This is a genomic window from Paenibacillus sp. JT22N7, assembly GCF_059383875.1.
Map to the genome: position 1 here is coordinate 62,919 of NZ_JBXENY010000005.1, position 19,013 is coordinate 81,931.

Consider the following 19,013-nt stretch of genomic DNA (forward strand, 5'->3'; position numbering starts at 1 on the left):
CGTTGACAAGCGGCGCGTTACGTGTTATTTTAAAATCCTTTAATCTTTAAGCACTTAAAAGACTTTAACTCACTTAATATCACTACGTTCTATTAAGTTCGTTCCGCACCGGATATAAAACACATCCGATACGGGGCTTATATACACATAGAAGGACGCGTGGGCTTAAAATATAAGAGATAAGAGCCGCAAATGGTCCGCCGCGCCCTCCGATTCCTCACCGCTTCATCGCTGATAATCGCGCACCTACGTTTTCATCGTGTTTTCACGTCGATTTAGGCGTCCGGAGCGTCCGTTGGTGTTAACGGAGCCTCGCGTAGTTAGGACGGCTAAAACCACGGTAAAACTACGGTGAAAAGTACATGGCGCGTTTTTGGCGGCGAATGATGGCGCGTGAGCAGATCTGGTAATTACGCGAACATGCGTAGTATACAAATAGTGCAAACGATTATGAGGCGGCCGTTTAGTCGAGGGTATCTGCGGGCGGTTTTCGACTAGGGGGTCATTTTAAATGATACCCTTATTCTCCCGGTCCACGTCATCAGTCCGCACATAGCGATAGGCGGCGCGATAAACGGATTCGGCGAGACTCGGCGGATGGCAGCGCGGTTAAGCTTCGTAATAGTTAAGGGCGGTAATTTCACGTGAATTTTCGGTTGCTTTTGAATAAGAACCGTGTCCCTTAGCGAGCAATACACATCTGTTAAGGGGACTGTGACTTCAACTGTTGCGAAGTCCGTTTCGACGGTCCACGCAGCTTCCTTACTACCTTCGTTGTAACGTTCCGCAGCGGGCGGCGTCATCCATACTTTAACTCCCATTTCGTCAGCTCCTTCGTAATTTAGCGTATACTCAGACGCGAAAAGCCTCGCGCCAGTTCTTTGTTTACGTAATTACGTATATAAGTAATTTCAAACAACTTCATAATACCGCATCCATAAAATTACGTCAATACGTAATTGCGAAAATACGAAAAATACCTTATACTACGATTAACGACGATAAAAGGAGTAATGAATTATGAAAAAGAGTCTATTTTCTGCCGTAGGTAAAGAAGTAATCGAGCGTGCGTTACAGGAAGAGTCGCCAGAAGAGGCGGCGGAGTACGAGAATCAGCCTCTTGTTGCGGAACTGCGAATCGGAGCCTACATTAAAGCTCGTGGAATCAATCAAAAACAACTCGCAGCGATGACAGGGATTCGCGAGGCAGCAATCAGCCAGTTATGTAGAGGATTCGTGGATCGCTTGAACCTCGATCATATTGCACGAATTGGTACCGCTTTGAAAGTCGATAGCATTGCGGACTTATTACAGCTTGTGAAGTATTCGGAGAGCGACGCTGCAATGATGAAGCCGCGCGGTTATCGTGAGGATAGTGAGTAGGTTGCGGCTAAAGGCCCTAGAATTTTGAATAGCGTTCTTCAGACTCTGCCGTCGGTTAAACCTACGGTATTCCTAGCGCCGCGCCGTATACTCGATAAGCTCGTAAACCTTCGGATCAATAACGCCGCCTCCGATCGTAACCGCGCCGCTCTGACCTGCTGTATGCGAAGTATATATCAGGTTATCGTCACCCGCTTCGTCAGTTTCCGCTACTAACCGCTTCTCCTCCGCTCGCCGTAACGTATTGCTGGCGGTTTGCGGCGAGCTAACTCCGATTGCCTGCGCGATCTCCTTCAGCGTTGCGCCTTCGTCCCGCAACCGTACGGCGGTCTGCTCGCGGTCCGTTAGCGTTTCGGCCGAAGGTTGAGTTGTTGGACGAAACTTACCGTCTGCGGATTCGGTTTTTCCAACTGTTGCATTTGCATCAAATGGAATTGTACCTTCATCGCTCTCACCGTCAGTACGCGCCCACCGCATTACCGTCGTCTCATGAACGCCGATCATTTCGCCAATCATGCGATAACTCTTTCCGGCTTTACGTAAACGTATCGCCGCGTCCTGCTTCTCTTTCTTCGTGATTTCGCGATGATGATTGAGCGTGAACGCTAGGTATTCATTACCTCATTTAAAATGATAGTATTGGACGAAGCTGCACCGTTTCGAAAATAATCTAAAAACTTTTGAAACCACACAAACAAACGTTCGTATTAATGTTAAAAGGAAGCGCCCGAGACGGTTACAGTCGCAATCAGGCGCACTTCTAGAATCATACAGCGGTAGCGAGCGGCCGATCTCGTTTAGACGTCATCCACTCGATTAGGTCCGGCAAATTGGCGGGCAAGTCGGAAAGTTCGTCCGCCGTTTCGAGAACGACGTCAAGTTCGCAAAGATGTGAACAGTAGTCGTACATACCGACGCCTTCCGCTGAAGGTTTGACACGTACAAACACAAGCGCGTAACGCTCAATAATAGCGGCTATATCTGATGCAATTAGAACCCCATTGTCCACACAACGGTCATAGCCACTAGGTAACGACGGTTCTTCAAGGTAATTAATAATCTGAATTTGTCTCATCCCCGTAACAACCCCTCTTGAAATAGTTAGCCGCCGCCTCATTCGACTATTGGCGTAGAAGAACGGAGCGGCGGCGCTGTAAAACAGGCACGTTAGCGCGCACCTTTAATACGACCGGCCGCCGAGTAGCCGAAATAGTTGACGCTATTCCGTACATACTACGGCGACGGTAAAACGAAGCCCGCATGACGATCCGGTTAGAGCCGGTACGGACTTTAAAGCAGCGGATACGTTAGCGCGTACCCTCATCCGAGCAGTTAGCGCTACTTGGATGGTAAAACGACCTGGACGGGCGGTTAAATTTACGGAATCATCAGAAACGACGATCCGCGACCATCGCGCCAATTAAGCGGCGCTAGGTTTCGGCTCCTGTCGTCGGAGCCTCGTCAGGCGGTAGCGGTACCCAATCGAGATCAATACCGATTTCTAATAGAACGGTTACTACGAACTCGAACGCGTCTATGCTGCGGAGCGCGGTGTACATATTCGCGATAAGCGATTCAGCTTCGCCGCTTGCTTTCTCCGTCAAAATAATGCCCGCATCGCTTACGTAAGTTTCAAACAAACGGCCTGGAACGGGGATCACGCGATCGAGCCAGAGGTTACCGTCGGAAACGTACATTGCGATTGAAGGCGAAACGAGATAGGCGCGCTCTATTTTGACGGAACCGCCTTCGCTATACGGTCCGTTAATTACGGTGATGGGCTTCATAGGCCGGCCCTCTCTTTCATCGCAGCTTTATACGCCAGCAAGCGCCTATAACGGGAAGCTGGCGGCTGAATAGTTGAATGACCGCGCATAAAGGCGTGTCTTTGCGTTCCGTATGCGTTTGCTTTGTGAAAATAGTACGTCAATCTTTGTGTAAATGATGGACGGAACTCGCGGAGTATGCGACCGTTGTTAATCAGATCGTACAGCGCGCCACATTCAACGCAGCGAGCGTAAACGGAATCAGCATTGTGTTTTACATAACGGAAATGGACAGCGGTACGACATTCATTGCAGTAATCCGGACGCGTTCTCATCGGAACAGCTTCAGATAACGGCGCTCGCCTTCGTGCATAACGAATAGGCCGGTATCGTCAATTAAGCGCCGCTTTCCCCGCAGCCAGTACGCTGAAATCTTTAAACGATTATGCGTCATGGCAAGTACCTCCGTATTAGAGCGAAAGCAATTTCAGCCGCGAGTTCGGCAATAATACGGAGTACAAGGCGCGTTTTTCTGCGTCGAACTGGCGTCGGGATTTCGTTGATATTCGGATAAGCAAGAATCATATTGCGACGCCTCCTTTCTGCGGAATAAAGCCGAGTTGTCGGAGTTGCGCGTCGGTTACGCGGACAGTGCCGATCGTTTTGAGCGGTGATATGCCGGTGATACGGCGGAAGTAAGCAGGTTGGGACAAGAAGGATAGCGGAGCTGGACGATCGAGAATAGAAACGAAGATAAGTCCGTCGGTGCGGAGTACGAAGCGAAGACGGTGCGTAATTTGCGGTTGTTTAGACATACGGATGAAACCTCCCTGATTATAATTGAGCCTGACGAAACTATCTGGTACAATATTCGTATTAGAAGTATACATAAGAACTTGTCAACTAGTTAACAAGATGACTAGCTAACGACAGTATATTACGTCGTCTATTAACTTGTCAACTAGTTGACTAAATTATATTTCGGAGGAATAACTGTGATACAATTTACACTGGATAGAGTAATGCGCGAACGACACTTATCGCATAAAGACATTGAAGAAAAAACAGGTATAAGCCGCAACACAATTAAAGCCCTCGCTGCAAATGCTAATACTCGTATTGATTTCCCAACATTGGACGCACTTTGTAGTAAGCTCGGACTGCTTCCGTCAGATTTAATCATATTTACTCCAAACGAAGAAAACGAAAAAGCAACAGAAAGTCACTAACATACGTTCGGCCTCAACCGCTCACAAAAACGAGCGGTTTTTTGTTGTTTTTAAGCTGCGTCAATATGCGCCAAGGTTGCGTCAAATCTGCGTTATAAATGCGCGCATAATTCGTTAACACAGTAACGCGTTAAAGTATTGCGATGATTTGCCGATATATACGGAGAGGACAGTATATGAGGAGGCGGTTAAATGGGAGAGCTATCGTTAGAAGAGGCTGTTCGATTGTTCCTACGTGATAGAAAGTACGCCAATTTAAGCAAGCATACGTTGGAATTCTATTACCGCCAGTTTCTGAAGCTACGTAATACTTTAGAGATACAACAATTATCGACCGATCCAGCCGCGATAACGTACCGTGTTCTGAAGGAGAACGTTATCTTTTACCTCATGGAAGAAGAAGAGTTAAAGCCGACAACAATTAACTGCCTACTACGTGCCGCCCGCGCTTTGTTTAACTATCTCGTAAAGGAAGAGCTTTTGCCGGAAAGCCCATTCAAAAAAATATCGTTGGTCAAGGTTAAGCGAACCGTCGTTAACACTTTTACGAACGAGCAGCTCTTTGCCCTTTTCCGCCAACCAAAGCTAAATACGTTCAGCGGCGTTCGTGATTACACTATGATCTTACTTCTCCTAGAAACGGGCATACGTGTACGTGAATTATGCGAAATTACACTCGATGACATCGATTGGAGCGTCATGTCTATTAAGATAAACGGCAAAGGAGCCCGCGAGCGCTTTGTCTACTTCCAGGATAAAATGCGCCAGCAGTTAATTACGTACATTCATCGGCGCGGCGACGTTCCTCATCGTACCCTTTTCGTTAAGCGCGGAAATCAGAGGCCTATCGATCGGCGCGCCGTCCACGAACAAATACAAACACACGGTAAAACAGCGGGAATAACAAACGTCCGCTGCTCGCCCCACACAATGAGGCATACGTTCGCCAGACTCAGCGTTCAAAATAAAGCGAATTTATTTGCGCTGCAATCTATCCTCGGTCACAGTACGATGGACCAGGTATTGACGTACGTTAATCTGTTCAGCAGCGAAGTACGAGACGCGCATAAGGCATTTTCACCGGTGGAGAATACTAAAATAGGCGAGGTAATTTAGATGGTTACTAACGGGGGTATCTCGGAAACTACGGCTTATAGCTTAGAGGACGCGTTTATCGTTTTTTATAACGCTAAACAAGCGGAGGCATTACGTGGTCAGACGCTAAGAAATTACCGAAGCCACTGGGCATACTTTTGCGAATGGCTGCGGTGTGAACATTCCGATATTCAGTACATTAACGAAATAACTTCCGTTTTACTACGCCAGTACATCAACTATATGCACAATAAGACTAAGTTTAGCGGTATACCGCATAGGATCGTAAAAGGAAGTAAAATTTCCACGCACACCGTTATTTCGCGGATACAAACGATGAAAACGATGTTTATTTTCTGGACGAATGAACGCATGATTAAAGTTAATCCGGTTAAAACGATCAAAAAACCGCGCGTCGACGTAGACGAACGGCAGACCTTTACGGATAATGATGTGCGGAAGCTTCTCGCAGCTCCGGATATTACAACCCACGCAGGCTTCCGCGATCGTACTGTAATGCTGCTTCTAGTGGACGGTGGCTTCCGTATAAATGAGGCCCTGCGAATAAACACTGACTTGATCGATCACGAAACCTGCTCCATATACCTACCGGCATCTATGAATAAGAATCGTAAGAGTCGCCGCGTCCCTATATCACCGGAGACGCTGGCCGAGATCGATAAGCTTATCGAAATAAACCGCGAAAAATATGAGTCCGATTATCTTTTTATAGCAAAGAACGGCCTTCCCCTTAAGATCGATCATTTTCGTAAAAGGCTGCGCGAGCATACCGCCAAGGCAGGCGTTGATCCTAAACTATCGCATCCGCACCAATTTCGCAGTTATTTTTGCACGATGTATCTGCTTAACGGCGGTGACATAATGACGCTTCAACGTATAGTCGCGCATGCTGACATTGAGACAACCCGAAGTTATTCGCGGGCAGACGAAGAACATATACGTAAACAGCATTCGAAATTCTCACCGCTTACGCGACTCAAGTAAGCGAGCGAAAAGTTAACCTTATCCGTCAATGACTTGCGTATCCAGGTAGAAAAGTTAACTAAAACAATCCATTCTGTTTACACAAGCGTTCTAAAGTATTATCATAAAGTGAATAGCGCACATCAAAGTTAACTTTAATCAATCGTAGGTAAAAGCGGTAAGACGTTTAGTTGTAAGCTAATAGTTTAGGTGAAGCCCCCATCCGCCAAGATAACGGGGCTTTTTCCTGTTTAAGATTGAACCGCTAAAGCAATAATTGCTACGATTAGAGTAAGCAGAAATACAACGAACATTCCGAATTGAAGCATTAAATTAATCACTTCACTAGTCTTCAAATATACGTCCTTTCTTCTTACCGCTATTACCTACGATTGATTATACATAATAACTTTAGTGGAGCCTACAACAATTCATCCGATCAATTATTGTTGACTTTTCGGGAGTTTTAAAGTAAGTACGAATTCCATCAGAAGCGTTTGAACGTCATCTGCAAAGTGCGCCGCAGCTCCGTCAACTTCCGTATGATTCGTTATACGTTCCGTTACTTCTCCGTCAATATCTCCGAATCGCGCTTCATAACGTTTAAGGCGTTCGGCCATTCCCGCATCAGCTACGACTTCACGCTTTACTTCGATACGTGGCGGAACTGCGGCTAGACTTTCGACTGTATCACGTAGGACTTCGTTCTCGTCTGCGAGTGCGGCGCGTTGTTGGTCGGCGGCTTCTAACTTCGTGACCATTTCGCGGTACTCTTTCAGCGTTGTAATATCGCCAGCGAGTACGGCCGCTTTCGCCTGGCGCTTGGGAACGGTTGCTTCAGCGGAAGGAGCAGCGATTTCGTACGAGAGTGATACGGGTAGGTCTTCGAGTAGTTCGCGCTTGTGACAATTTGTCACGAACGAGTTCATACCGCTCGATGATTCGATATACGTTACGCTTCTTAAATCCCAATGAATTATACCAATTCTCGAAACATCCGTAGCCGTTTTTCGCCAACTCGTCTTGCGCTTCCTTCAACTCGCGGCCCAGCTCCGTATACGCCTTGCCGACAATCTCACGCATGTTGCGCTCATGTACTCCGCCTCCTCCGTATTATATTTTCGTTGGTAAAATTGTACAAACGCCATATTCGGCCGATTTTGCGAAATCCGCTTAAAAACGGCAGTACGCATTTTCGCGCATTTTGACGCATTCTCAAGTAGTTTAAAGTAGGTTAGTGTGCATGAACGTGCATCTACAGGTATTTTGACGCAGTCTCCGTTTTCCCAAAAAACCCTACGATCTCGCGAATACTCCGTTATTCTCAGTTTATCGCATTAATGCATCCCACGCTTACTCTCGCCTTTAAACGCCAGCACGCCTCACTGTTCGCGTATCCGATCGGCCGACCGCTAAACAAAAAAAAAAAACAGCGACCACTCCCCGTAAGGAATGACCGCTGTTTGGCGTTACTACATTCTTTTGCTCAGTTTGTTAAGGTAACGCAATATCTCACCGATTCCCATTACTACAAACCCTAGCGCGAATATCGTAGTACCTGTCGGTATGCTTGAAAATAGCGCTATTAATACACCTGTTATAATAATGACTATACCTGCAACACCGTATAAATTTATCGCAGATTTGGCTTCTACGGACTCTATTTCCGAAGCGCTACGTTGCGCCCAGCTCGACGTAGTGTCTCCTCTTTTAACTTCGTTCTTCGACTCCATTGCGCAATCCCCCTGCGATTTCCTTTTTAGGTAATACGTATATTATCGCAAGAAGTGTCGGATTTTACAATGAAAATCAACGCAAAGAAGCCGCAATCGCCCGAAGGAAATTGCGGTAACAATGCGCGTTCTATAGATTCTCTAGCGGCGAGTGTCGATCGTGCTTTTCCGATATATCCGTTCCAAACAGATTTACGTACATTCGGACGATATCTAGCGATGTATGCCCGAGTATTTTCTGTAAGCTAAACGCATCGCCGCCGTTCATAATGTACATTTTCGCAAAAGTGTGCCTAAACGTATGCGGCGATACCCGCACGCCTTTAATGCGCGCATCCTGACCGTAGAGTTTAATCGCTTGTTGAATGCCGCGAACTTTAAACGTATTGTTATCGACATTTACGAATAACGAGTCGCAGTCCAATACGCCTCGAACCTCGCTGTAATTACGAAGCGCCTTTTCTAACGCGCGCGATATCGGAACGAGCCGCTCTTTACGCCCTTTTCCGTAAACCTTCACCGTACGATCACTCCAATTAACGTGATGAAGGCTGATACCTTCAAGCTCCGATATGCGGATACCCGTATCTAGCAGCGTCAACATGATCGTATAGTCGCGGAGGCCTGTGAAAGTAGAACGGTTAGGCGCGTTCAATAGCGACTTCATTTGCGCGTTGGAGAACGTTTCTATGATGCTGCGTTCGGACTTCGCCTTACCGATTCCTACGAAGGGATTTTTCTCGACGAAGCTTTCCGAGTGCATCCAATTAAAGAAGGCGCGCCAGCTTCGGACAAGTTTATCCATCGTTGCATCGGCGGGCGTCTCCGCCTTACCGCGTTTAATAGGCGTGCTTCGCTTCGTTTCTAGTGCGACCATGATCGTATCTTTTACGATATCTATTGGCCTCTCAACGTTTTGCTTTTGGAGCTGGCGCGTCAATTCTAATAGAGTATCGCGGTAAAAATTGAGCGTATCTTGCGTAAGGTTCCTGATGCGACAGTAACGGAGAAATGACGTGATCGCCGCGTCTAAATCGAGGGATTCCGCAGGGTATTGAATCGGAGATTTACCGCCGCCAGCCGACGCTAGATTAACGCGACGACCACGGCCTTTCTTACTATTTTCGGACATATAAAAAACGCCTCCACTTCGCAAAATTCGTTAATGAAACGAATATTACGAAGAGCAGGCGCACAGGTCTACGTGAATGTAGCATCGCAGTATTCGTGCAGGATGCGTACAGACACCGTAAAGCCACCGTGATTTAAAGCCGTATGCCGAGGACCGGGATCGAACCGGTACGGTAGTCACCTACCGCAGGATTTTAAGTCCTGTGCGTCTGCCAATTCCGCCACCCCGGCATAATAGATTGAGGTGTACAATGGTGGGCCCTGAGGGACTCGAACCCCCGACCAATCGGTTATGAGCCGACCGCTCTAACCAACTGAGCTAAGGGCCCTCATAAAACGTCTAGCAAGACGATTTAATAGAAAGCGGCTATATATTCCATTCGTACAGCGCATCAATTTGAAATGGCGACATGAATTAATATACAATATATGAGATAGTGAAGTCAAGCATTTTTCTTCATTTTTTTAATCTTTTGATTTAAATCAAAAATCTCACGCCGTAACGCCCCCGCTTGGAGCGAAAAACCTCGACCTCCTGCGGACACTCGTAGCCATAGATCCACCAATCATTTTCCATTCTTCGCACAAGGCAGCCTGCCTGAAATTTTGTCTCGTATAATCGAACCCAATAGATCCACCTCATTGGTATCCCTCCTCACTCATTAGAATACCCAAAAAAGGCTAAATACAGTAATCCATCTTTTATACCTTCAAAAAAGAACGTCCCGTACAAAGCCATTTCAGGCTTTATACGGGACGTTCTTTTTTATCCTGCTGGTACTTCTGTTGTTTCTACCTCTACAGGCATGGTGCTGGCACCATCTGTGCCGCCCTCAGCTGCCTTCGATGAATCTGTCTTGGCCGGCTCTTTTTTCAGCTTCTCCAGTACAGCATTACCTTTCGTTTCCCACTCGGCTAATGCTTCCTTAGCTGTTATATCGCCCTTAATAACTTTCTGGAACAGATCGTAAGAAGCATTTTGCGCTTCCCAAATGCCCGGCTTTTCGCGGTACAGCTTCTCTGTATCGACGCTTTGCGGCGGAATAGGTTTAAGGGCAGTAAAGGCATTAATGTTGTAATTCATGCCGTTTTTAGGCTTCAGGTACTCCTTGCGCGCTACAAGCTCATACGTGCTGCGGGATTTCATTTCCGCCCATTCCTTGCTGTTGGTAAATTGAATGAATTTCCAAGCATCCTCGGAGTTTTGAGCGTTGTTGTTAATCCCCATCAGCTGGCTGAAGTAAATGGCACCGCCGATGCCTGGTGCCTCCTCATGCGTCGGATAGGTCACAACATCCCAATCAAATGCCTCAAAGTCTTTAATTTTGGAAGCATTGTTCATCGTATTGCTCAGCTCATTCACATAATTGTAATCTGAGATCGTCATGGCTACTTTGCCACCCGCAAACAAATCGCCTTGTGTAGGGTTGTAAACGTAGTTGCCATCTGCGGATTCCTTGTTTAGCTCTTCATTGATTTTATTAATATCCTCTTGATCCGGCACAACATCGTCTCTGTACAAGCTAGAGACCGTATTCCATACATTTTCCCATTGCGGCGTGTTGACCAGCATTTTCTCGCCTTTATCGTCCCACATTTTCAGTTGAAGCGCCGAGCTGTAGGTTTGAATATCAGAGTTGAAATCGCCGCCGTTCCAACGGCTGAAGGTCATGCCATATTTACGGTCAACCCCCTCTCCCTTGCTCACAAGACGAGCTTTGTCCATAATGTCCTTCCAGGTCATATTGTCTGTAGGAGGCTCTACGCCAGCTTCTTCAAACAGCTTTTTATTGTAATAAAGAGCCGATGAGCTGAACGTTGGCGTCAGGGCGTAGATGTTGTTGTCGCCAGCGGATTTAATGCCATCAATGACAGTCGGCACATAATCAGTCAAATCGAATTTGCTTTGGCTGATCAATGGGTCGAGCTGCTTCAGCAGATTATCCTGCACGAGACGGCGCAGCATGTTGTAATCCAGCACCACGACATCGACAGGATTATCGCCAGTCAGCATATCTTTCATTTTCGCATACGGATCTGGTTGATCGATATTGCCGTTCTCATCCGGAGTCTGGTAGCGCATATCCGAGTAGTCAATTGCGCTTACGATTTCAAAATCGATCTCCGGGTTCATCATTTCATACGTATCGGTATATTGCGAACGGAAATACGGCTCATTATCTGCTCCCCCATACAATACACCTATACGCAGAACATGCTTCTCTGCTGTACTTTGCGCACCGCCGCTGCAAGCCGCCAAAATCGACGTTGCCACCATAAGTGTCGCAGGGACAACAACCCACTTTTTAATCATTTTTCTATTAGACAACCGTTTCTCCATCCTATTTTACCCCCCTAATGATTTAGGCGGCGAAATGACGATTCGCTCACCATCAAACTCCATTGTCGCTTTATCTGTTATGCCTAATGCAGTTAAATATTCCTTCGGCACTTGGAGTCTTCCCACCCGGTCTACGACGACATAAGCTTCATGCACAGCCTGAAGCCCTTTGCCTGTTTGCTCTTCCTCACCCCCAACCGTATTCATATTGGGATTGCGCTTAATGAACTCGGTACTCGTCAAGCCGTCGCGAATCGCAACGACACGGTCCACTTTTCCCGCGAGGGAAAGATCATGAGTAACAATGACAATCGTAATGCCAATTTCACGGTTCAGCTTGCGAAAAATATTCATAATCAGATCCGACGTTGCCGTATCGACCGATCCCGTCGGCTCATCCGCCAGCAGCAGCTGCGGACGATTGCACAAGGAAATGGCAATCGCGACCCGCTGCTGCTCCCCGCCGGATAATTGATGGAGCTTGTTGTTCATGCGCTCCTTGAGCCCTACCCATTCCAGCAGCTGCTTGGCATAGGCGCGGTCGACCTTGCCCGAAAGCATCATCGGCATTTCGACATTTTCCAGCGCCGTTAAATACGGCAGCAGGTTGCGGGCATTATTTTGCCATATAAAACCGACCGTTTCCCGCTTGTATTTCACGAGATCGTCCGGGGTGATTTTCAGCAAATCCCACGGCCCGACTCTAACTTGGCCAGCAGACGGGTGGTCGAGGCCGCCCAAAATATTGAGCAGCGTCGACTTCCCGCTTCCGCTGTTCCCGATAATCGCCATCAGCTCGCCGGGGTTTACTTTAAGGTTAAGACCTTGCAGCGCGACAACCTCGAGATCATCCGTTTTGTAAATTTTGACTAAGCCTTCGCAATCGATCATAGCTGTTAGCGCTCCTCTCCCATTTTAACTGCCTGATGCACCCGCAACCTGCGAATATGCAGGAAGAGCAGCAGCGCTCCAGTAATCATCATGAAAGCGACGACGATAAACAGCTGGTTCGTATCCTTCGCTTCGAAGACGACGCGGAACGGCGGTACCGTTTCTGTCGCATTTTCGGCGGTCTGCAGAAATGGCAGGAACAATAGACTCGTCAGCTTGCCAATCATGACGCCAAGCCCGATGGAAAGTCCCGCTGTAAACAGCTGCTCCAGCATGAGCATGCCCGTAAGCTGCCTGCGTGAAAGTCCCATCGCCCGCAAAACCCCGAATTGCACGACCCGCCCTGAAAGATTAAAGAACCAATACAGCACGTATCCGGTTAAAGTGACGATGACCGATACTAGGAAGCCGAGACTGAGAATCCCGAATACGCCGCCTCGGGTCGGAAGCTTGGACTGGATAATCAGTTCATTGCGCACATCCTTGACGGTAGCGACTTCAATGCCCTGTTTTTGCAGCTCTTCCAAGATCGGCGCAACCTTCGCACCATCTTTCATTTTGAGCCAAACCTCATAAGGCATAATCGGAAGTTGGTCATAAATGTAATCCAGATTCGTAATGACGAACGGCGATTGATCTGGATATTGCGTCGGCCAATACGGCAGAATGCCAACGACTACAAAATCCAGCTTGCCTTCGGTAAAGCCAACCGACATCGTATCTCCCGGCTTGAGCTGGTACTTCTCCGCTACTCCGGTTGGAATAAGCGCCGCATGCTCATACATGCCCAAATAGTTCAAATACGTAAACGGATGTGTTGGAAACAGGTCATTGCGGAACCAAGCTACTTTTGAGAAATCGACATTGTCGATCCCCATTACCGTACCCTGACCAATGGAGCGTCCTGAAACGACGATGTTCCCTTTCGTTTGCAGCACGCGTGCTGCCGCTTCAACGCCTTCCATTTTGCGGAACAGCTCAAAAGGCGGTTCACTGTACAAAATGCGCGTAGGCACAGGCTGTTGCGCTCCGCCTCCACCGCCGCCGGAGCCTCCGCCCGTTCCACCACCAGAGCCGCCTGACGAACCGCCTCCGTTGCCGCCGGAGCCATTTCCACCGCTGCCGCCATTGCCGCCGCCGTTTCCATTGCTGCCTCCGGTATATTTGACTTCTGGCGTTCCGTCCCAATTCGTTTTAATGACGACATCCGTGCCAAATTTATACAGCGTGCGTTCCGTCGAGTTCAAATCAATCGTACGGGCAGCAGATGCATTATATACACCGAGCCCGAGTGTCAAGACTAGCAAAATCATCAAAGGGTAATAACCTTTGGAAGAACGCGACAGCTGCGTAAGAGTTAAATAAAGCGGAACGGGCAAAAACTTCCGGCCCAGCCAGTTAAACACCTTCAGCAGCCACGGGAACAACCGCAGGAAAAACAATCCCATTGCAAAAATCGATAAAGCCGGTACGAAAAATAGAAATGGCTGCACATTAAGCTGATCCGTCGTAAGTCCCGTCTGGAAGGTCAGCATTTGGCGCTGATTGAACATATACCAGCCATATCCGGCTGCGCCAAGCAGCAAAACATCAATGAACCAGCGCTGCCAAAACGGACTGCGGTCCGAACGCGCCAAATCCCTCTTGTAGCTTACAATCGATGATCTGGCATAAATAATCGCCGGAATAATCGTCGAGAGCAGTGCCAGCACGACGGCTGCTACGCCTGCAATTATCGCCTCAGTCGAGAAGCCGACCGGAATCGACGTCCGGTTGACGAAGGACAGGAAGCCATTGGCCGAGCCGATGCTTTTCGCCATAAACCAGCCGAGGAACGGGCCTATTACTAGAGCAATTGCCCCAAGCAGCAAGCCCTCGAGCAAATAAATCCATATAATTTGCCTTGTGCCTGCGCCGCGGCTGCGAAGTACCGCGATGTCGCTGCGCTGCTTATCGAGAGACTGCCGGGCATTCATCGCGATAAAATAAAATACCATCGCCAGCATCGGAGCTGCCAGCGTGAACAGCAGCGTCTGAAGCTGCAAGCTCTGCCGCTTGAACTCAATGAGCGTATCAGCAAATGAAATTTCCACCTTCGTGTCGGTCAAGCGCTGATACAGCTCAATATTCAAGCGATCCAGCGTTCTTCCCAGCGGCGAAAGCTGACTCGTCTGCACTTGCGACAAATCGAAAGCATAATACCAGCTAGCATTGTTAAGCGGAATTTTTTGCTGCTCCAGCAGCGTCTTCAAAAATACGTTCTCGTGAATCTGGAGCGTATTCATCAGTCCTTCAAGCCCTTGATACCAATAAGGATCGGTGTCATTCAGCGGCTTGACAGCTCCGACGATTTTGATGCGCAGCGTCAAATTCAGCCCGCTGTAGATCGGGTATTCGAATACATCCCCAATATGAACATCATTGCGGTACATCGCTTCTTCAAGCATGACCGCTTCCATCACGCCGTCCTTATCGACCTTGTCGGTAAACCAGCGTCCTTGCATAATTTCGGTTTTGCCTTCCAGCTCCGTCATGGACATCAGTGTCATCTGACGGGTACGGCTCGCATCTACCTTAGTCGGGTCTTCTGGCACGACATCGGCGCCGCGGAGCGACAAGCTGCGAACAAAGTTCTGATAAGCAAACCCGATTTCATTCGGTACATCCTCTTTAATATATCGGTCAACTTCAGTCAAAGCTGAAAGATCGGTTGTCTGGCCGCCTGGCGACTGATACCGCATCAGCAGCGAGCCTGCCGGCAAGCCGGTGCTCTTCTCTTTGAGCGAAGCCGCGACTACGCGCTTGAGTGCCCCATCCGCATACATCGGGATGCTGGTTGCAAAAGCAACCGCAATCGTCAGACCCGCCAAGGCGCTAAACGTCAGCCAACGGGTGTTCCACATTTTGCGGAACAAAAATCGCAGTAGAGGTATTCCCATCGGCTATCGACCTACAACTTTCTGTCCCGGCTCCAAGCCTTTCAAAATCTCAATTTGTGTCGCCGTTTGCTGTCCAACCTCAACGTCCACTTCACGTTTGCCGTCTGCATCAATGACTTGTACGTAGGTACGCGATCCAATAGAACGCAGTGTAGATGGCGGGATTACGATGACATTTTCCTTGCGCTTCGTAATAATGCTGATCGAAAGCGGGGTACCGCGAGTCAAGTTTTTAGGCAAATTTTTAATTTCCACCTGCATAAAATCTTCCGGCCGCTCTTTATCCGTATTATTTCCTGTGCCGCCGTTGCCTCCGTTATTGCCGCCATTAGAGGAATCCGTATTGGTCATCGGCATCATCTTCACCGTGCCTTTGAATTTGCCGCTATTGCTGATTTCCGCTACAATCGGCATGCCGACGACGATTTTGGCTATTTCATCCTTGGTCAGCTTCGCTGCCGGAATAAGCGTCGTCGTATCGGCTATGACCGCAATTGTGCTGTATGCTTTAATCGCTGCACCCTTCTCGACATTGAGTGAAACAACCGTGCCGCTAATCGGCGCTGTCAGCGTAGCCTTCGCAATGTCAGCCTCCTGATCGACCAGCGCCTGCTTCTTCTCTTCAAACAAAATCGATCTTTCTTCAAATTCTACCGGGTCCATCTCATCGCGCGTTCTCAGCGCTTCCTTCATCGCCGTCTCTTCCTTGCGGAAAGCCAGCTTATCCATGCGCAGCGCCTTCGTGAGGTCATCTACATCAAGCTGGCCAATGACCTCGCCTGCGGACACTTTATCGCCAACCTTGATGTTCAGCTCTTTCAGGTTTTTACCGTCCAGAGTGAAAAAGACAGGCTCCTCGCGGGATGATATCAATTTGCCGATTACGTTAACCTTCGTCTCCAGCGTATCTGTTGTTACCTCATACTCTGGCTTCTTGGAAATTTGGGGCGGTGCAATGGAAGGCAGTACTTCCTCTTCTTCTTCAGCAGGCAGCAAGGAGCAGCCGCTAGTTATTAACATGATTGCAGCAAGACTTATTATTGCGGGACGTTTAAATAAATTTCCCGTCAACCATTTCATAGACATGGTCGGCAACCTCCATAATAGTAGGATCATGTGTCGTCATACAAATCGTAACTTGTTCCGTGCGAATAATCGTTTTAAAAACACTCATAATTTGAGCTGCCATGTTTGAATCCAGCTCTGCGGTCGGCTCATCCGCCAGCAGCAATATCGGCTTGTGCGCAATCGCCTTCGCAATAGCTACACGCTGCTGCTCGCCGCCGGACAGCTCGAAGGGACGATGGTTCATCCTTTTCTCCAGGCCAACCAGCTCCAGGCAGTGATCCACCCGTTCCTTCCACGTCCCACGCGGAACGCCAGCCATCCTTAGCGACAGCTCGACATTTTCCTTCGCAGACAGCAGCGGCATCAAAGCGAACGCCTGAAAAATAAAACCCATTTCCTTGCGCCTGACAAGTGTGCGCTTATCGTCGCTCAGCTTATGAAAGGGCCTGCCGTTAAACCAAATTTCGCCTTCAGTTGGTGTATCCAGTCCGCCCAGGCAGTTCAGCAGCGTCGTCTTCCCCGAGCCGGAACGGCCGCGAAGCATAACGAGCTGATTTTGCCGAAGCTCCATATTAATGCCTTTGAGCACGCGCAGCGGCGCGCCGCCAGCCTGAAATACCCGTTCAACATTCACAACGGAAAGCAGTTTTTCATTATGTACTTCTTTCTCTAGCTTCGGATCTTGCTTTTCTTCCTTCACTAGATCAGGCTCTTGCACCGGTTGCTCATCCTTTTTTTTCTTGCTAAATATCATAGCTGATTTCTATACCTCCTTTTAAGCAGAGCGCCCTAGGATGACAATCAGGCTGCTCAATTAAAAAACCTTCATAATTCTCATCTTAACGTGTTAGACGAACGATTACAGCAAAAAGTTACAACAAAATCCGACGAATTCAAAATTTTTACTGAATCTCAAAATAAACATAAAAAAACTCCAGCCTTCCGGATCGGAAAGACTGGAGCGCTGCTTATGCTAATTGCCAAACGCTTGCGGATTTTCGCGCCATGCTTTCAATTTCAGCATATCATCGCTCTGCACCTTGCCAAGCTCTACAGCTGCTTCGATAAGCTCGGAATAGTTCGACAGCGTTTCAAGCGGCATGTTCGCCTCGGCGAATGCCGAAGCTGCCTGCTCGAATTGGTAGGTGAAAATCGCCAGTACCGCCAGTACCTCGGCCCCTGCCTCGCGAACAGCAAGTCCCGCTTTCAGCGAGCTGCCTCCAGTTGAAATCAAATCTTCAATGACGACAACCTTTTGCCCTGGCTCAATGCGGCCTTCAATTTGGTTCTGCTTGCCATGGCCCTTCGCTTTATCGCGAATATAAGCCATCGGCAGTCCAAGCTTATGCGCGACCCAAGCCGCATGGGGAATACCCGCAGTCGAGGTGCCCGCAATGACTTCCACATCTGGATAACGCTCGCGAATGACAGCAGCAAAGCCATCAGCAACAAGCTCGCGAATAGCCGGGTAAGACATCGTTAGACGATTGTCGCAATAAATCGGCGACTTAAGACCTGAAGTCCACGTAAATGGCTCATTTGGGCTAAGGGCTACTGCTCCGATTTCGAGCAGGCTGGCAGCAATCGTTTTAGGCAATTCTGAAAGTTTAACTTGGCTCATCTTAAATCAGCTCCTCAATAATCGCTTCTAATACTGCTCTTGAATTTGCGGCAGCCGTGATCGGCCGACCAATAACCATATAATCTGTACCTTGCTTTAACGCTTCTGCTGGTGTCATAATGCGCGATTGGTCGCCCACATCGGCACCTTTCGGGCGAATGCCCGGCGTTACCGTCTGGAAGGAAGCGCCGCATGCCTGCTTGATGGCCTGCACTTCAGCAGGGGATGCCACTACGCCATTCAGACCCGCAGCGCGGGCAAGCTCTGCATACCTAAGAACAGCCTGCTCCACCGTTCCAGCAATGCCAATTTGCTCGTTGAGCATCGCTTGGTTGGTGCTGGTCAGCTGGGTCACTGCAATGATGCTTGGCTTATTTTGTCCAACAGCAAGCGCTGCTTCCATGCCTTCGACCGCTGCCGCAAGCATTGCGCTTCCGCCAGCAGCATGGACATTGAACATGTCGACGCCGAGCCGGGTCACACTGCCTGAGCCGCCTTTGACCGTGTTCGGAATATCATGCATCTTCACATCAAGGAATACAAGGTAGCCCCGCTCCTTAAGTCCCGTTATGAACGCAGGACCCGCAGCATAAAACAGCTGCATGCCCACCTTCATATAACAGGGGATACCTTCCAGTTCATTCAATAAGCGCTCGGCAGAAGCCGCGTCCGCATAATCGAGCGCAACCATAATTTTTCCGGCTGCCTGTTCCCGTTCCCGTGTCAAACCCATCGTTAACCGTCCCCTTTGCCGTGTTTTTGCGAAATATGCGCATTAAAAAGGCCATCCGCCGGGCCACGCGCACCCGCAAAAGCAAAGCCATTTGCGGGC

Annotated in this window: 22 protein-coding genes and 2 tRNA genes; 4 read left to right on the top strand and 20 right to left on the bottom strand. The window is 48.6% G+C overall.

Going from position 1 to position 19,013, the window contains the following annotated elements:
- Positions 1 to 494: 494 nt before the first annotated feature.
- Positions 495 to 821: a hypothetical protein gene (locus AC50Y5_RS14810; RefSeq protein ID WP_494861706.1), complete on the bottom strand. Its 327-nt coding sequence runs from the start codon at positions 819 to 821 to the stop codon at positions 495 to 497.
- 199 nt (positions 822 to 1,020) lie between these two features.
- Here AC50Y5_RS14810 and AC50Y5_RS14815 point away from each other — a divergent pair, with 199 nt between their 5' ends.
- Entirely contained in the window at positions 1,021 to 1,383 is a 363-nt protein-coding gene (locus AC50Y5_RS14815) for a helix-turn-helix domain-containing protein (RefSeq protein ID WP_494861708.1), read from the top strand.
- Positions 1,384 to 1,455: 72 nt separating this feature from the next.
- On the opposite strand, the gene AC50Y5_RS14820 is transcribed toward AC50Y5_RS14815, so the two are convergent.
- The 5 genes from AC50Y5_RS14820 to AC50Y5_RS14840 all read right to left on the bottom strand — a co-directional run bounded on the left by AC50Y5_RS14820 (position 1,456) and on the right by AC50Y5_RS14840 (position 3,964).
- Positions 1,456 to 1,899 carry an RNA polymerase sigma factor sigma-70 region 4 domain-containing protein gene (locus tag AC50Y5_RS14820; RefSeq protein ID WP_494861710.1) on the bottom strand — a complete coding sequence of 148 codons (444 nt, stop codon included), beginning with the start codon at positions 1,897 to 1,899 and terminating at the stop codon, positions 1,456 to 1,458.
- Positions 1,900 to 2,149: 250 nt separating this feature from the next.
- Positions 2,150 to 2,458 (bottom strand): hypothetical protein, encoded by a 309-nt coding sequence (locus AC50Y5_RS14825; RefSeq protein WP_494861715.1) that lies wholly within the window; start codon positions 2,456 to 2,458, stop codon positions 2,150 to 2,152.
- Between the two features lie 355 nt (positions 2,459 to 2,813).
- Positions 2,814 to 3,170 carry a hypothetical protein gene (locus AC50Y5_RS14830; RefSeq protein WP_494861717.1) on the bottom strand — a complete coding sequence of 119 codons (357 nt, stop codon included), beginning with the start codon at positions 3,168 to 3,170 and terminating at the stop codon, positions 2,814 to 2,816.
- Between the two features lie 310 nt (positions 3,171 to 3,480).
- Positions 3,481 to 3,603: a hypothetical protein gene (locus AC50Y5_RS14835; RefSeq protein WP_494861719.1), complete on the bottom strand. Its 123-nt coding sequence runs from the start codon at positions 3,601 to 3,603 to the stop codon at positions 3,481 to 3,483.
- 127 nt (positions 3,604 to 3,730) lie between these two features.
- Positions 3,731 to 3,964 carry a hypothetical protein gene (locus AC50Y5_RS14840; protein WP_494861721.1) on the bottom strand — a complete coding sequence of 78 codons (234 nt, stop codon included), beginning with the start codon at positions 3,962 to 3,964 and terminating at the stop codon, positions 3,731 to 3,733.
- Positions 3,965 to 4,144: 180 nt separating this feature from the next.
- Here AC50Y5_RS14840 and AC50Y5_RS14845 point away from each other — a divergent pair, with 180 nt between their 5' ends.
- The 3 genes from AC50Y5_RS14845 (at position 4,145) to AC50Y5_RS14855 (ending at position 6,478) form a co-directional block, all read left to right on the top strand.
- Positions 4,145 to 4,378, top strand: coding sequence for a helix-turn-helix domain-containing protein (locus AC50Y5_RS14845; RefSeq protein WP_430156711.1), 234 nt, complete (start codon positions 4,145 to 4,147; stop codon positions 4,376 to 4,378).
- Between the two features lie 192 nt (positions 4,379 to 4,570).
- Complete coding sequence (locus AC50Y5_RS14850) at positions 4,571 to 5,494, top strand: tyrosine-type recombinase/integrase (protein WP_494861723.1); 924 nt, start codon at positions 4,571 to 4,573, stop codon at positions 5,492 to 5,494.
- Positions 5,495 to 6,478: a tyrosine-type recombinase/integrase gene (locus tag AC50Y5_RS14855; RefSeq protein ID WP_494861725.1), complete on the top strand. Its 984-nt coding sequence runs from the start codon at positions 5,495 to 5,497 to the stop codon at positions 6,476 to 6,478.
- A gap of 230 nt (positions 6,479 to 6,708) precedes the next feature.
- Here the strand turns inward: AC50Y5_RS14855 and AC50Y5_RS14860 are convergent, their stop codons facing one another.
- The 14 genes from AC50Y5_RS14860 to pyrF all read right to left on the bottom strand — a co-directional run bounded on the left by AC50Y5_RS14860 (position 6,709) and on the right by pyrF (position 18,914).
- Positions 6,709 to 6,798, bottom strand: coding sequence for a putative holin-like toxin (locus AC50Y5_RS14860; RefSeq protein WP_494862309.1), 90 nt, complete (start codon positions 6,796 to 6,798; stop codon positions 6,709 to 6,711).
- Positions 6,799 to 6,900: 102 nt separating this feature from the next.
- Positions 6,901 to 7,386: a hypothetical protein gene (locus tag AC50Y5_RS14865; RefSeq protein WP_494861727.1), complete on the bottom strand. Its 486-nt coding sequence runs from the start codon at positions 7,384 to 7,386 to the stop codon at positions 6,901 to 6,903.
- 543 nt (positions 7,387 to 7,929) lie between these two features.
- Entirely contained in the window at positions 7,930 to 8,190 is a 261-nt protein-coding gene (locus tag AC50Y5_RS14870; protein WP_494861729.1) for a hypothetical protein, read from the bottom strand.
- A 130-nt stretch (positions 8,191 to 8,320) separates the two neighbouring features.
- Complete coding sequence (locus AC50Y5_RS14875; protein WP_494861731.1) at positions 8,321 to 9,322, bottom strand: tyrosine-type recombinase/integrase; 1,002 nt, start codon at positions 9,320 to 9,322, stop codon at positions 8,321 to 8,323.
- A gap of 144 nt (positions 9,323 to 9,466) precedes the next feature.
- A tRNA-Leu gene (locus AC50Y5_RS14880) sits at positions 9,467 to 9,552 on the bottom strand.
- Positions 9,553 to 9,573: 21 nt separating this feature from the next.
- Positions 9,574 to 9,650, bottom strand: a tRNA-Ile gene (locus tag AC50Y5_RS14885).
- A 149-nt stretch (positions 9,651 to 9,799) separates the two neighbouring features.
- Positions 9,800 to 9,964, bottom strand: coding sequence for a hypothetical protein (locus tag AC50Y5_RS14890; RefSeq protein WP_172455662.1), 165 nt, complete (start codon positions 9,962 to 9,964; stop codon positions 9,800 to 9,802).
- 123 nt (positions 9,965 to 10,087) lie between these two features.
- Positions 10,088 to 11,662, bottom strand: a complete 1,575-nt coding sequence (locus AC50Y5_RS14895; protein WP_235533303.1) for an ABC transporter substrate-binding protein — start codon at positions 11,660 to 11,662, stop codon at positions 10,088 to 10,090.
- Between the two features lie 6 nt (positions 11,663 to 11,668).
- On the bottom strand, positions 11,669 to 12,553 hold the full coding sequence (locus tag AC50Y5_RS14900; RefSeq protein ID WP_056041571.1) for an ABC transporter ATP-binding protein: 885 nt from the start codon (positions 12,551 to 12,553) through the stop codon (positions 11,669 to 11,671).
- A 5-nt stretch (positions 12,554 to 12,558) separates the two neighbouring features.
- Positions 12,559 to 15,492: an ABC transporter permease gene (locus AC50Y5_RS14905; protein ID WP_494861734.1), complete on the bottom strand. Its 2,934-nt coding sequence runs from the start codon at positions 15,490 to 15,492 to the stop codon at positions 12,559 to 12,561.
- Between the two features lie 3 nt (positions 15,493 to 15,495).
- The gene (locus AC50Y5_RS14910; RefSeq protein ID WP_494861736.1) at positions 15,496 to 16,578 is read right to left on the bottom strand and encodes an efflux RND transporter periplasmic adaptor subunit; all 1,083 of its coding nucleotides are present in this window, start codon (positions 16,576 to 16,578) and stop codon (positions 15,496 to 15,498) included.
- A complete protein-coding gene (locus AC50Y5_RS14915; RefSeq protein ID WP_081419090.1) occupies positions 16,544 to 17,314 on the bottom strand; it encodes an ABC transporter ATP-binding protein in 771 nt (256 codons plus the stop codon). The genes AC50Y5_RS14910 and AC50Y5_RS14915 overlap by 35 nt, the downstream gene beginning before the upstream one ends.
- A gap of 219 nt (positions 17,315 to 17,533) precedes the next feature.
- Entirely contained in the window at positions 17,534 to 18,181 is a 648-nt protein-coding gene (gene pyrE, locus AC50Y5_RS14920; RefSeq protein WP_056041577.1) for an orotate phosphoribosyltransferase, read from the bottom strand.
- Position 18,182: 1 nt separating this feature from the next.
- Positions 18,183 to 18,914: an orotidine-5'-phosphate decarboxylase gene (gene pyrF / locus AC50Y5_RS14925; RefSeq protein ID WP_056041578.1), complete on the bottom strand. Its 732-nt coding sequence runs from the start codon at positions 18,912 to 18,914 to the stop codon at positions 18,183 to 18,185.
- Positions 18,915 to 19,013 lie beyond the last annotated feature (99 nt).